This window comes from Cupriavidus sp. F041 (assembly GCF_057814235.1).
On record NZ_JBVASY010000002.1, the window covers coordinates 2,735,667 to 2,748,665 of the forward strand.

Genomic DNA, 12,999 nt, shown 5'->3' on the forward strand with positions numbered 1-12,999 from the left:
AAACAGGCGGGGTGGATGAGGAGGAAACCTGCCGGCACGCGCATGGCGCGCCGGCAGGTTGGCCGGGAAGCCCGTTATTGTGCCTGCTTGAGCTGGTCCAGGATGGCGGGGTTTTCCAGGGTGGACGTGTCCTGGGTGATTTCTTCGTTCTTGGCGAGCGAGCGCAACAGGCGCCGCATGATCTTGCCGGAGCGCGTCTTGGGCAGGTTATCGCCGAAGCGGATGTCCTTGGGCTTGGCAATCGGGCCGATCTCCTTGCCCACCCAGTTGCGCAACTCGGCGGCGATCTGCTTGGCCTCTTCCTCGTTCGGACGGGAACGCTTGAGCACCACGAAGGCGCAGATGGCCTCGCCGGTCATGTCGTCCGGACGGCCAACCACCGCGGCTTCGGCCACGATCGGGTTGGACACCAGCGCGGACTCGATCTCCATCGTGCCCATGCGGTGACCCGAGACATTGAGCACGTCGTCGATGCGGCCCATGATGGTGAAGTAGCCGGTGTCCTTGTCGCGGATCGAACCGTCGCCGGCGAGATAAAGCTTGCCCCCGAGTTCTTCCGGGAAGTAGCTCTTCTTGAAGCGTTCCGGGTCGCCCCAGATGGTACGGATCATCGAAGGCCACGGGCGCTTGACCACCAGGATGCCGCCACTGCCGTTGGGCACGTCCTGCCCGGTTTCATCGACGATAGCCGCGATGATGCCGGGCAGCGGCAAGGTGCAGGAACCTGGCACCAGCGGCGTGGCGCCCGGCAGCGGCGTGATCATGTGGCCGCCGGTCTCGGTCTGCCAGAAGGTATCGACGATCGGGCAGCGCTCGCCGCCGATATTGCGGTGGTACCACATCCAGGCTTCGGGGTTGATGGGTTCGCCCACCGTGCCCAGCAGGCGCAGGCTGGACAGATCGTATTGCCTGGGATGGATCTTCTCGTCGGCCTCGGCGGCCTTGATCAGCGAGCGGATCGCGGTCGGCGCGGTGTAGAAGATGCTGACCTTGTGGCGCGCGATCATCTCCCAGAAGCGGCCGGCGTTGGGATAGGTGGGCACGCCCTCGAACACCACCTGGGTAGCGCCGGCGGCCAACGGACCGTAGGCAATATAGGTGTGCCCGGTGACCCAGCCGATATCGGCGGTACACCAGAACATGTCGTCGGGCTTGATGTCGAAGCTCCACTTCATCGTCATCAGCGCCCACAGCAGGTAGCCGCCGGTGCTGTGCTGCACGCCCTTGGGCTTACCGGTGGAGCCAGACGTATAGAGCACGAACAGCGGATGCTCGGCGCTGACGGGTTCCGCTTCGCAGGTCTCCGGCTGGCCGGCTGCGACTTCGTCCATCCAGCGGTCGCGGCCTTCGTTCCAGTTGACCTTGCCACCTGTGCGGCGGTACACGATCACATTCTTCACGGCTTCGCAGCCGCCCAGCGCCAGTGCTTCGTCGGCGATGGCCTTGAGCGGCAGCGCCTTGCCGCCGCGCATCTGTTCGTCGGCGGTAATCAGTGCCACCGCGCCCACGTCGACCAGCCGCTCCTGCAGCGACTTGGCCGAGAAGCCGCCGAACACCACGGAATGGGTCGCCCCAAGGCGGGCGCAGGCCTGCATCGCCACCACGCCCTCGATGGACATGGGTATGTAGATGACGACGCGGTCGCCTTTCTTGACGCCGAGCGCTTTCAGCCCGTTGGCGAACTGGCAGACCTTGGCATGCAGCTCGCGGTACGTCACCTTGCTGACGGTGCCGTCGTCGGCCTCGAAGACGATGGCCGCCTTCTCCGCATTGCCGTTATGCAGGTTGCGGTCCAGGCAGTTATAGGAGGCATTGAGCTCGCCGTCCTCGAACCACTTGTAGAACGGCGCATTGCTCTCGTCGAGCACCTTGGTGAAGGGCTTGGTCCAGTGCAGTTGCTCGCGGGCGTGGCGCGCCCAGAACCCCTCGTAGTCGCGGTCGGCTTCATCGCATAGCGCCTGGTAAGCCTCCATGCTGGGGATCGCGGCTTGCTTGGCGAAGGATTCGGGGGGATTGAAAATGCGATGCTCCTGCATCACCGACTCGATGGCGGACATTTGTTTGTCTCCTGATATAGCGTGGCAGCCTGGCTGCAAGTTACGCTCGACGGCTTACTTAAACCTGACGCTGCAAAAGCGGCCCGCGCGCCTGTCCGCACCGATGTGCCGCCTGCTGCAGCGCAACATGGATCGCCGCCGGGCATTCCGGCGCGGTACGCGACAAGACCTGCGGGCAAGGATGTGCAGCCCTGTCCATTAGGCTAGCACAGCTATAATGCCGCGAGCCCTATTCCGAACATGTCGCTGCGGCATTGCGGATACCGCTTGCAGGGATGCGCCTCGCATCGCCATGTGCACGGCCACCGGATCGCCCCCTCCCATGCGCGCCATCGCGATCCATCGGGCGGCGCACCCCAAATCACCGTAGAAGCGCAGTTCCACCCCAAACCTCGTGCCCATCCACGCCCTCTTCCTGATTGCCGCCATGGCCCTTGTCGGCAGCAATGTCGGTTTGGGCAAGGCCATCGTGGCTTATGTGCCGATCCTGCTGTTCGCGCTGCTGCGCTTCGCCATCGCCATTGTCTGCCTGGCGCCCTGGTACCGTCCGTCGCGCATGCGCGCAGTGTCGCGCGGCGAGTGGCTCAACCTCTTCCTGCAAGCCTTCTTCGGGACGTTCCTCTTCACGCTGCTGATGCTGGGCGGCGTGCGCCTGACCAGCGCCATGGCCGCCGGCGTGATCACCAGCACCATCCCGGCCACGGTGGCCCTGCTCTCCTGGCTGATCCTGCGCGAGCGGCTGTCGCGGCGTACGGTGCTCTCTGTGCTGCTTGCGGTGGCGGGCATCGCGGTATTGAACGTGGCGCGGGGCACGGATCACGGTGGCGGCAGCGGCGGCGAGAACGCCCTGGTCGGCAACCTGATGATCATGGGCGCGGTGATCTGTGAGTCGATTTACGTGATCCTCTCGCGGCGCCTCGCGCAAACCCTGGCCGCCATCGAGATCTGCGCCTATACGCACCTGATCGGCGGGCTGCTGATGCTGCCGCTGGGGCTGGTGCCGCTGCTGAGTTTCGATATGGCATCGGTCCCGACGACCATCTGGCTGATGTTGCTGTGGTATGCGCTGTCGGCCAGCATCTTCTCGTTCTGGCTGTGGATGAAAGGCGTGCGCCACGTGCCTGCGCAACTGGCCGGCGTGTTCACCGCGGTGCTGCCGATCGCGGCCGCCACCTACGGCATCGTCTTCCTTGGGGAAAAGCCGGGCTGGCCGCACGGCGTGGCGCTTGGCTGCGTGCTGGCCGGCATCGCGCTGGCAAGCTGGCCTGGGCCGCTGGCCCGCCGGGCCTGGCGCGCGGACCGGGACGAGGCGCGGCACTGAGACCAGCCTCGCAGGGTGCCGCCTCCGCCGCACGGCGTGCGCCCGGCATCACCCGAGACAATGTCGACACGCGCATGCAGCCCCGGCGCGGGCTCCCTCCTCGGTGTATGATTCCGGGTTGAATTTCCCCTCGACTGTCCTCCCCATAAAATGACTGTCATCAGACAAGAAGACCTCATCCAGAGCGTCGCCGACTCCCTGCAATACATCAGCTACTACCACCCGATGGACTACATCACCAGCCTGGGCCGCGCCTATGAGCTGGAGCAGAGTCCCGCGGCCAAGGATGCGATCGCGCAGATCCTGACCAACAGCCGCATGTGCGCCGAAGGCAAGCGCCCGATCTGCCAGGACACCGGCATCGTGACGATCTTCGTCAAGGTGGGCATGGATGTGCGCTGGGACGGCGCCACCATGGGGCTGTCGGACATGATCAATGAAGGCGTGCGCCGCGGCTACACCAACCCGGACAACGTGCTGCGCGCCTCCATCGTCAATCCGCCCGAAGGCGGCCGCAAGAACACCAAGGACAACACCCCCGCCGTGATCCACTATGAAGTGGTGCCGGGCAACACGGTGGACATCCAGGTGGCGGCCAAGGGCGGCGGCTCGGAGAACAAGTCGAAGTTCGTCATGCTCAACCCGTCCGACTCCATCGTCGACTGGGTGCTCAAGACCGTGCCGACCATGGGCGCCGGCTGGTGCCCGCCGGGCATGCTGGGCATCGGCATCGGTGGCACCGCCGAGAAGGCCATGGTCATGGCCAAGGAATCGCTGATGGACCCGATCGACATCCAGGACGTGATCGCCCGCGGCCCGCAGGACTGGATCGAGGAGCTGCGCGTCGAGCTGTACGAGAAGGTCAATGCGCTGGGCATCGGCGCACAAGGCCTGGGCGGCCTGGCCACCGTGCTGGACGTCAAGATCATGGGCTACCCGACCCACGCGGCTTCCAAGCCGGTGGCGATGATCCCGAACTGCGCGGCTACCCGCCACGTGCACTTCACGCTGGACGGCAGCGGCCCGGCCAAGCTCGAAGCGCCTGACCTGTCGGCCTGGCCGAAGGTCGAGTGGGCACCGAACACCGAAACCTCCAAGCGCGTCGACCTGAACACGCTGACGCCGGAAGAAGTCGCCTCGTGGAAGCCGGGCCAGACCCTGCTGCTCAACGGCAAGATGCTGACCGGCCGCGACGCTGCCCACAAGCGCATCGCCGACATGCTGGCCAAGGGCGAGAAGCTGCCGGTGGATTTCAAGAACCGCGTGATCTATTACGTGGGTCCGGTCGACCCGGTGCGCGACGAAGCGGTCGGCCCGGCAGGTCCCACCACCGCTACCCGCATGGACAAGTTCACTGAGATGATGCTGGCCGAAACCGGCCTGATCTCGATGATCGGCAAGGCCGAGCGCGGCCCGGTGGCGATCGAGGCCATCAAGAAGCACAAGTCGGCCTACCTGATGGCGGTCGGTGGCGCTGCCTACCTGGTGGCAAAGGCCATCAAGGAGGCCAAGGTGGTCGGCTTCGAAGACCTCGGCATGGAAGCCATCTACGAGTTCGACGTCAAGGACATGCCCGTGACGGTGGCCGTGGACAGCGAAGGTACTTCGGTGCACAAGACCGGTCCCGCCGAATGGCAGGCCAAGATCGGCAAGATCCCGGTGGCGGCGCTGTAAATACGGCGTTGTCATTCAAGCCTCGCCGTGACAGTCATGCTGTCAGCGAAAGCCGGGTCATCCGACCCGGCTTTTTGCTACCTAACTTCTTGATTGCCTGATTTGCCTTCTTCCCTTCCCGTGAACAACGCACCCATCGGCATTTTCGATTCCGGCCTCGGCGGCCTGTCGGTATTGCGCGAGATCCGCGCCCTGCTGCCGCATGAATCGCTGATCTACGTGGCCGACTCGAAGTACGCGCCCTATGGCGAAAAGCCCGAGCGTTTTGTCGAAGCGCGCACGCTGCAGGTTTGCGAATGGCTGGTTGCGCAGGGCTGCAAAGCGCTGGTGATCGCCTGCAACACCGCCACCATGCACGCGATCCACACGCTGCGCGAACGGCTGACGCTGCCCATCATCGGCGTCGAACCCGGCCTGAAACCGGCTGCCGCCGCGAGCCGCAGTAAAGTCGTTGGCGTGCTGGCCACGGGCAACACCTTGAAAAGCGCGAAGTTCGGCCGCCTGCTCGCCTCACTGGAAGGCGAGAGCCGATTCCTCTGCGAGGCCGGTGTCGGGCTGGTGCCGCTGATCGAGCAAGGCAACGTGGACGGGCCGGCCGTGCGCGAGAAACTGACCGCCTACCTGTCGCCCATGCTCGAGGCCGGCGCCGACACGCTGGTGCTCGGCTGCACCCACTACCCCTTCCTGTCCGACACCGTGCGCGAGCTGGTGGGAGACCGCCTGACGCTGGTCGATACCGGCGACGCCATCGCACGGCAACTGCGCCGCAAGCTGGCCGAGCACGGCATGACCGCGGATGCCAGTGCCGTGCCCGTCGACCGCTATACCTCCACCAAGGACGCCGCCCACCTGCGCGCCATGGCAACGGCGCTGCTGCATGTGGACACGCAGGCGGAAACGCTGGTGATCGAGCCCGCGCCCGCAGTCGACTGAGGCCCGTGCTATCGCATCCGGCTACTGCAGGAAACCCAGCGGCCGGCGCTGCCGCACATCGGGCTTGACCGCATGTTCCTGGCGCAACTGCGCCAGGAATTCATCGGGGGTCAACGTTTCCCCGAGCAACACGCACTGACGCTTTACCGTGGCAAAGTCGCCCGGCGTCAGGCAATCCATCTTCGCAAGCTCCGCGCGCATGGCCGGGTCCAGGCGGTCGGCATCGGTATCGAGCGCCTCCTCGATGAACATCGCGGTACGCTGGTCCGCCTTGAGCGGCAGGAAGCGGATCTTGAACGAGAAACGCCGCAGCGCCGCCTCGTCGATGCGCTCGAACAGGTTGGTCGTGCAGACGAAGATGCCGTTGAAGCGCTCCATGCCCTGCAGCATCTCGTTGACCTCGGACACCTCGTAGTTGCGCACCGCGTTTTGCCGGCTTTGCATGAAGCTGTCGGCCTCGTCCAGCAGCAGCACCGCGCCGTCCTCCTCGGCACGAGCAAACATCGCGGCGATCTGCTGCTCGGTTTCCCCCACGTACTTGCTCATCAGGTCGGAGGCGCGCCGGATCATCAGCGGCTGTTCAAGCGCGGCCGCGATATGCTCCGCAAGCGCGGTCTTGCCCGTGCCCGGCGGTCCGTAGAAGCACAGCGTGCCGCGCTGTCGGGCCTTGAGCGCCTGCACGATCTTGCCGACTTCGTAGCGCGTTTCCAGGTTGAGGTAATCCAGGCGATAGTGCGTCACCACCGGGCGCCCTTCCACTTCCGGGCGCAAACCCATGGCGCGGTCGGCGTGGTCCAGTTGCCGCAGGATCAGCGCCTCAACCGGTTCGGCCACGCCGGGCCCCGCCAGTTGCACGAAGCGCGCCGCCGACTGCACCTGTGCCGGAGTCAGGGTCTTGCGCGCCGCCAGCGAAGCGATAAAGGCATCGCTCACGTCCAGCGTGCCGAGGTGCTTGCGGATGATGTTCTCGCGCACCAGCGGCGGCGGGATCTTCAGCTCCAGATGAAACTGGAAGCGGCGCAGGTAGGCCGGATCGATCTGGCGAATCGAGTTGGAGATCCAGATCACCGGCACCGGATTCTGCTCCAGGGTCTGGTTGACCCATGCCTTGCCGTTCACGGAGCCACGCGTGTCCTCCTGCCCGAACAAACTGGTCAGCTCGCGCGCGCTGCCCGGGAACACATCCTCGACTTCGTCGAACAGCAGTGCCGTGCGCGGACGGCCGCGCAGGAATGCCTGAGACACCTGCAGCGAGCGATAGCGGTCCTTGCCCGACAGGCTGTTGCCGTCACGGTCCAGGCAGTCCACTTCATACAGCTCGCACCCTGCCTCGCGCGCGAGCAGCCGCGCGAACTCGGTCTTGCCGGTGCCGGGCGGGCCGTAGATCAGCACGTTCACGCCGCAGGCGTGCTGCCGCGTGGCGTTCGCGAGCAAGGCGGAAAGGTAGCGCGCATCGGTCTCGACGTGCGGATAGTCGCCGGTGCCGAGCGTGGGCGCGGCGGCCGGACGCGTAAACACCGCCATCATCTCGGCTTCATTGGCGTAATTGCCGAGCAGCACGTGCAACAAGCGATCCGACAAACGCATGAGGTCCCCGAGATCGGTCACACTGTTCTCGGGCAGTGGCTGCTCGATCAGGTTGAGCGTCTCCAGGCGCGAACCGGGCCGCAGCGAAGCGGCCACCGCAGCGGGGCTGGCACCGGTCAGTCCTGCCAGGATCTGGAAAGCCTCCTGGCTGTGCGCCACCTTGCAATCCACCATCACCGCGCGCAGGTCGCGCTTGTATTTGGCCAGCGCGGCGTAGAGCAGCAGCTTGCGCTCGTGCTCGGGCAAATCCAGCACATGGCTGAGCATGTCGATATTGCGTACCAGCAGCACGCGCTCGCCGTCCAGCCGCGCGGCCAGGGCCGCCGCCGACGCGTCGAAAACGGCAAACATATCCTTGGCGTGGTGCTTGACGTACTCGTCCAGGTAATAAAACAGCGCGCTTTCATCAAAGGCGCTGTTCCATTGTCCGTGCCGCTCCAGGAACTCTTCCGGCGTCAGGCGCGCGGCGCCCTTCCAGGCAGGCATGTCGGCGCAGCGCGCGGCGAGGAAGCGCTGCACGCGCAGCACCACGCCATAAGGCCACACCATCTCCTGGGCGCTGACAGTCAGGATGTCGTTGATATTGCTGCGCAGGTTGAATCTTGGTCCCAGCGAGCACACGACACGCAAGGCGAACTGGGCGCACATCCAGTCAAGCGCGGAAGTGCACGGCGCGCCGGCAGCGGCGCGCAGGAGTGTCGAGCGGTCGTCTTCGGCGAAACGGGTGAAGTCCATGGCCTGGTCCTCTCGCACGGGGGAGCGCCGTCACCGGCGCGGCGAATTGCTCTTCTTTTCCTATGCTAGCGCGCTTTGTGGCAGATCGGGCATTGCCGGCAACCCTGTGCCGTGCGAGAACACGCATTTTGTCGCGGGGCCGGCAAGACACGGCCAAATCGGCGTATAAAGACGACTGCGCGGCAGCGCAAGGATGCAATGCACAAAACGCTACCAAATAAGAATCATTATCGTTTATACTAGCCCCCTGACACGCTGCCTCAAGAGCGGCGCTCCCACCGGCATCACTGTTGAAGGAGCGTTTATCATGGAATTGCTGCTTAGCTTGCTGGTCGGTTGTGGCATCTCGCTGATCCTGTTCTATCGCAAATAGGCCCTATCGCTAATAAAGCCGGCGCCGCGCCATTTCGCCGACATCTGCTGTTTTCTCATGTTCGATCAACGTTTTTTCAAGATCACGCTCGCCGTCCTGCTGTTCCACGCCGGCCTGCTTTACCTGATCCAGAGCGGGCTGGGGCGTAAAATCACGGAGGCCGTGATCTCTCCGGAAATCGTCGCCCGCATCATCCCGCTCGAGCCGCCTCAGAAACCTGCCGTCGAAACACCCAAGGCCAAGCCGGAGACCCCACCCAAGCAAGTGAAGGTCACCACGCCCAAGCCCACCCCGCCGCAACCGCGGCCCACGCCGACGCCGGTGGCTTCGCTGCCGCCGACGCCCAATGCCGTGGAAGCGCCGCCCGCGCCGCCTGCTCCCCCGGCACCTCCGGCGCCCGCCGCCGAGCCTCCCGCACCCGTATCGGCGGCGCCACGCGCGGTTGGCATCGGCGAAATCCAGTGCAGCCCGCCGCAACCCACCTATCCGTCGCAATCGCGCCGCATGGGTGAAACCGGCAAGGCCGTGGTTCGTCTGACCACAGACGAGACCGGCAAGGTGGTCAAGACTGCCGTCGTGAGCTCAAGCGGATCTTCCCGCCTGGACCAGGCTGCCGTGGACGCGGTGCAACGCATGCGCTGCAAGCCATATCTGGACAACGGTCGTGCCGTGGCGGTTACCGCCCAGCAGCCGATCGGGTTCGAACTCAACTGATTTCAATACCGACCTCACCAGGAACCAACATGCAGGACCTCGGACTCTCCCACATCTGGACGCAAGGCGATTTCGTCATGCGTGCCACCGCCATCATTCTGCTCATCATGTCGCTGGCTTCGTGGATCGTGATTCTCACGAAGGCGTGGGATCTCCTCCGGCTGAAGAAAATGGCGCACGGCGCCGAAAAGCAATTCTGGCACTCCGACGATTTCGATCACGCCCTCGAAACGCTCGGCAGCAGCGACGCCAACCCGTTCCGCTCGCTCGCCATGACCGGCAAGGAAGCCGCGCAGCACCACCGCGCCAGCCAGCCCCAGCTGCACGACGTGATGGACATCTCGGACTGGATCACCCGCTCGCTCAAGAGCGCCATCGACGACGCCATCGCGCGCATGCAATCGGGCCTGGCGGTGCTGGCTTCGGTCGGTTCCACGGCCCCCTTCGTTGGCCTGTTCGGCACCGTGTGGGGCATCTATCATGCGCTGATCAACATCGGCGCCTCCGGCGTGCCGACCATCGACAAGGTGGCAGGCCCGGTAGGCGAAGCACTGATCATGACCGCCTTCGGCCTGGCCGTCGCGATCCCCGCCGTGCTCGGCTACAACGCACTGACCCGCGGCAACAAGGGCGTGATCTCGAAGCTCAATCGCTTTGCCCACGACCTGCACGCCTACTTCGTCACCGGTGCCCGTGTGCGTCCGACCAGCGCCCGCCCCGACGACAATAGCGTGCGCCTCGCAGTCAAGAACCAGTAAGGCCGTAGCAAGGCAACAAGGAAGTCATCATGGCATTCGGCACCCTCGATTCGGACGATGATGAGGTAATGAGCGAAATCAACATGACGCCGCTGGTCGACGTCATGCTGGTGTTGCTGATCATCTTCATCATCACCATTCCCGTGATCAACCACGCGGTCAAGATCGATCTCCCGCGGGCGACCAACACGCCCAACGATCCCAAGCCGCAGAACATCAACCTGTCGATCGATGCCAATGGCAAGGTCTTCTGGAACCAGGCGGAAGTAGACGAGCCGACGCTTGAGGCCAACATCGCCCAGGCCGCGCAGCAGCAGCCGCAGCCGGAGCTGCACCTGCGCGCCGATCGCGATGTGCGCTATGAGCGCGTGGCGGAAGTCATGGCCGCCGCGCAGCACGGCGGACTCGGCAAGATCGGGTTCATCACCGAACCCAAGCAGTGACAGCTTGAACGCACCGCATCCGCTGTAGCGGCCGTGCAACGGGCACAAAAAGGGCACTCCATGGAGCGCCCTTTTTGTTTGCCTGGAAAACGCGCCCTACGCAACTTGTAGCGGCGCCAAAATACAGGCCGAGCCTAAGCCACCCGCGATCAAAAATCCCTGTTGTAATGATAACAATTCTCATTTAATATTAGGCGACCTTGAACCCGGTCGTGGCAATACGCAGTCCCGCGTTGACACCACGGACCACCGGACCGGAGCCCACCGATGAGCACCCTGACCCTGCCGCTGTCGCAACCGCATGAAGTCACCCGCCGCCGCCTTTCCTTGCGCCGGGTTGAAGTCACCCCCAGCAAGCCTGCACAAGCGCGCCGCGAGAACCCGGCCAGCGCAGCGATCGAATCGATGAAATCTGCCGTAGCCGGCCTGCCCGCGCGGCTCGAAGCCCTGGTGCGCGATAGCCTCTCCGCGGCGCCGGCGGGCGATGCGGTGCCACTGGAGACGCTGATGCGCGGTAACAACCTGCTGCCCATCCTGCATAACGGCGAGGTCTACACGCTGCGCATCACCCGTTACGGCAAGTTGATTCTGACCAAGTAGTCCCACGGCGGCGCGCCGTGCGCATGCGCTCCCAGCCGCCCTGGCAACGGCCATGCCGCAGGTAGGCGATGTGACGATGGAATGATGCGATGAGGGGGAGTCTGGCTACCGGAACCGGCGGCCTGGCAGCGAAACCCGTCGACAGGCTTCAGCATCGGGCAAGACAAGGACATTCGTCCACAACGAGAGGTGGATGCCGCGACAGTGAGCCTGGCTCACTGTCGGCACTATGCTCTGCTCTGGCTCGCAGGCGAGTCTCAGACGCCCAGGGCAGCGATGCCCGCGCGCGCGATCTGTGCGTCTTCGGTCGACTTCACGCCCGACACGCCAACCGCACCCACGACCTGGTCATTGACCACGATAGGCACACCACCCTCCAGCATGCCTTGCATCACAGGCGCGGTCATGAACGAGTGACGGCCGTTGTTGATCATGTCTTCGTAGACCTTCGACTCGCGACGGCCCAGCGACGACGTGCGTGCCTTCTCGGTAGCGATATAGCTCGAAATCGGCGCAGCGCCATCCAGGCGTTGCAGCGCCAGCAGGTGGCCGCCGTCGTCCACGATGGCGATCGACACCGCCCAGTGGTGATTCTTGGCCTCGAGCTCGGCTGCGGCCAGCACCTTCTTCACATCATCTGCCGTCAGCACGGTTTTTTGCTGCATACCACTCTCCTCGAATATCGTTTCAATGAGCCGGAAGTATAGCGCCACGGCCCTTGGCATGACCATGGCCCGGCGGTCCGCGCCAGGCCCGCAAAAAGCAAAAGACCCGCGCCTGGCGGGCCTTTTGCTTTTCTACGGTTGCCGTGTGCGGACTGCCGCGGCCCTCGAGTGCCACGGACTTGCATCCTGCAAACTCAGGCTCCGTCGCTGAACTGGTCGCGGCGATCGCCAACCTTGGCGCCGTCGGTGAACGGATCCACCTTGCGAGCGCCGTCGGTAAAGGGATCGACCTTGCCCATCTTGGCGCCATCGGTGTAGGGATCGACCTTGCCAATCTTGGCGCCATCGGTGTAGGGATCGACCTTGCCAATCTTGGCGCCATCGGTGTACGGGTCACGCTTGTTGACGCCTGCGGCAAAAGCGGATGCGGAGAGTGCGGTGAGGGCGGTCAGTGCTGCAATCGCCACCAGGGTGTTCTTGATTTTCATGGGCGGGTCCTCTTGGGAATCGTGCTGGCTGGAAGGGCACCGGATGCGATAGCTTTGCGGAATCTTTTCATCACGGTGTCACAGCAGCAGTATAGGTGAAAACCCTAATAACGATATGAGCAACGGTTTGATCTGACTCTTCAAATTTTTTGACCCTACTTCCGACTATGGAACCTTAGCCGTCTAGCCGCTCCCAGTTTGCCTTTCCAAGCTGCACCCGAAATACAAAAGGGCCCCGGAGGGCCCCTTTTAACAACCTGCGTGGCGCAGGTCATTCATGCTTATCGCCAGTGGCGATGGCCATGTCCATGTCCCGGTGGGCCATAGTAGCCTCGTCCATAATAGCCACCGCCATAGTAGCGCGGACCGTAGTAGGCAGGGCCAGGACCGTAATAAACGGGGGCGGGGCGCACCACGACCGCGGGCGGTCCGTAATAGACCGGCGCCGGTGCCATGACCACGGGCGGCCCGGCGACATAGGCAGGCGGCGGATAATAAGCCGGGCCACCCACGACCACGCCAGGCACACCGATCGCCACGCCAACGCTCACGTGAGCCATTGCCGCACCCGATGCCAGCGCTCCAAGCAAAGCGAGTCCTGCGAGCAACCAACGTTTCATGATCCTTGCCTCTTGCAAGTCGTTATTTGAT

General features: G+C 64.2%; 12 protein-coding genes. 7 read left to right on the plus strand and 5 right to left on the minus strand.

All coding sequences use genetic code 11. From position 1 onward, the window contains the following. Window positions 1-74: 74 nt before the first annotated feature. Window positions 75-2,057: an acetate--CoA ligase gene (gene acs / locus ACZY0R_RS29990; protein WP_488863506.1), complete on the minus strand. Its 1,983-nt coding sequence runs from the start codon at window positions 2,055-2,057 to the stop codon at window positions 75-77. A 394-nt stretch (window positions 2,058-2,451) separates the two neighbouring features. Between acs and ACZY0R_RS29995 the strand changes: the two genes are divergently transcribed. From ACZY0R_RS29995 to murI, 3 genes are all read left to right on the plus strand, one after another. Further along, on the plus strand, window positions 2,452-3,378 hold the full coding sequence (locus tag ACZY0R_RS29995) for a DMT family transporter (protein ID WP_488863508.1): 927 nt from the start codon (window positions 2,452-2,454) through the stop codon (window positions 3,376-3,378). A gap of 150 nt (window positions 3,379-3,528) precedes the next feature. Continuing rightward, entirely contained in the window at window positions 3,529-5,052 is a 1,524-nt protein-coding gene (locus tag ACZY0R_RS30000; RefSeq protein ID WP_045235553.1) for a fumarate hydratase, read from the plus strand. A gap of 120 nt (window positions 5,053-5,172) precedes the next feature. Beyond that, complete coding sequence (gene murI / locus ACZY0R_RS30005) at window positions 5,173-5,985, plus strand: glutamate racemase (RefSeq protein WP_488863510.1); 813 nt, start codon at window positions 5,173-5,175, stop codon at window positions 5,983-5,985. 21 nt (window positions 5,986-6,006) lie between these two features. On the opposite strand, the gene ACZY0R_RS30010 is transcribed toward murI, so the two are convergent. Continuing rightward, window positions 6,007-8,307 carry an AAA family ATPase gene (locus tag ACZY0R_RS30010; RefSeq protein ID WP_488863512.1) on the minus strand — a complete coding sequence of 767 codons (2,301 nt, stop codon included), beginning with the start codon at window positions 8,305-8,307 and terminating at the stop codon, window positions 6,007-6,009. A gap of 430 nt (window positions 8,308-8,737) precedes the next feature. Here ACZY0R_RS30010 and ACZY0R_RS30015 point away from each other — a divergent pair, with 430 nt between their 5' ends. From ACZY0R_RS30015 to ACZY0R_RS30030, 4 genes are all read left to right on the plus strand, one after another. Next, complete coding sequence (locus ACZY0R_RS30015) at window positions 8,738-9,394, plus strand: energy transducer TonB (protein WP_488863514.1); 657 nt, start codon at window positions 8,738-8,740, stop codon at window positions 9,392-9,394. A gap of 29 nt (window positions 9,395-9,423) precedes the next feature. Further along, on the plus strand, window positions 9,424-10,152 hold the full coding sequence (locus ACZY0R_RS30020) for a MotA/TolQ/ExbB proton channel family protein (RefSeq protein ID WP_488863516.1): 729 nt from the start codon (window positions 9,424-9,426) through the stop codon (window positions 10,150-10,152). 29 nt (window positions 10,153-10,181) lie between these two features. Next, window positions 10,182-10,595 carry an ExbD/TolR family protein gene (locus ACZY0R_RS30025; protein ID WP_045235558.1) on the plus strand — a complete coding sequence of 138 codons (414 nt, stop codon included), beginning with the start codon at window positions 10,182-10,184 and terminating at the stop codon, window positions 10,593-10,595. A 267-nt stretch (window positions 10,596-10,862) separates the two neighbouring features. Continuing rightward, window positions 10,863-11,195, plus strand: coding sequence for a hemin uptake protein HemP (locus ACZY0R_RS30030; protein WP_441632573.1), 333 nt, complete (start codon window positions 10,863-10,865; stop codon window positions 11,193-11,195). 257 nt (window positions 11,196-11,452) lie between these two features. Here ACZY0R_RS30030 and ACZY0R_RS30035 read toward each other — a convergent pair whose 3' ends face one another. The 3 genes from ACZY0R_RS30035 to ACZY0R_RS30045 form a co-directional block, all read right to left on the minus strand. Next, window positions 11,453-11,860, minus strand: a complete 408-nt coding sequence (locus ACZY0R_RS30035) for a heme-binding protein (protein WP_276287392.1) — start codon at window positions 11,858-11,860, stop codon at window positions 11,453-11,455. A gap of 194 nt (window positions 11,861-12,054) precedes the next feature. Then, on the minus strand, window positions 12,055-12,348 hold the full coding sequence (locus ACZY0R_RS30040) for a hypothetical protein (RefSeq protein WP_488863519.1): 294 nt from the start codon (window positions 12,346-12,348) through the stop codon (window positions 12,055-12,057). 281 nt (window positions 12,349-12,629) lie between these two features. Beyond that, window positions 12,630-12,968: a hypothetical protein gene (locus tag ACZY0R_RS30045; RefSeq protein ID WP_488863521.1), complete on the minus strand. Its 339-nt coding sequence runs from the start codon at window positions 12,966-12,968 to the stop codon at window positions 12,630-12,632. Window positions 12,969-12,999: the final 31 nt, after the last annotated feature.

Coding starts and splice junctions, on each gene's coding strand:
- ACZY0R_RS30020 (WP_488863516.1), top strand. CDS start 9,424: ATGCAGGACCTCGGACTCTCCCACATCTGGACGCAAGGCGATTTCGTC.
- ACZY0R_RS30000 (WP_045235553.1), top strand. CDS start 3,529: ATGACTGTCATCAGACAAGAAGACCTCATCCAGAGCGTCGCCGACTCC.
- ACZY0R_RS30025 (WP_045235558.1), top strand. CDS start 10,182: ATGGCATTCGGCACCCTCGATTCGGACGATGATGAGGTAATGAGCGAA.
- ACZY0R_RS30040 (WP_488863519.1), bottom strand. CDS start 12,348: ATGAAAATCAAGAACACCCTGGTGGCGATTGCAGCACTGACCGCCCTC.
- ACZY0R_RS30030 (WP_441632573.1), top strand. CDS start 10,863: ATGAGCACCCTGACCCTGCCGCTGTCGCAACCGCATGAAGTCACCCGC.
- ACZY0R_RS30015 (WP_488863514.1), top strand. CDS start 8,738: ATGTTCGATCAACGTTTTTTCAAGATCACGCTCGCCGTCCTGCTGTTC.
- ACZY0R_RS30035 (WP_276287392.1), bottom strand. CDS start 11,860: ATGCAGCAAAAAACCGTGCTGACGGCAGATGATGTGAAGAAGGTGCTG.
- ACZY0R_RS30010 (WP_488863512.1), bottom strand. CDS start 8,307: ATGGACTTCACCCGTTTCGCCGAAGACGACCGCTCGACACTCCTGCGC.
- acs (WP_488863506.1), bottom strand. CDS start 2,057: ATGTCCGCCATCGAGTCGGTGATGCAGGAGCATCGCATTTTCAATCCC.
- ACZY0R_RS30045 (WP_488863521.1), bottom strand. CDS start 12,968: ATGAAACGTTGGTTGCTCGCAGGACTCGCTTTGCTTGGAGCGCTGGCA.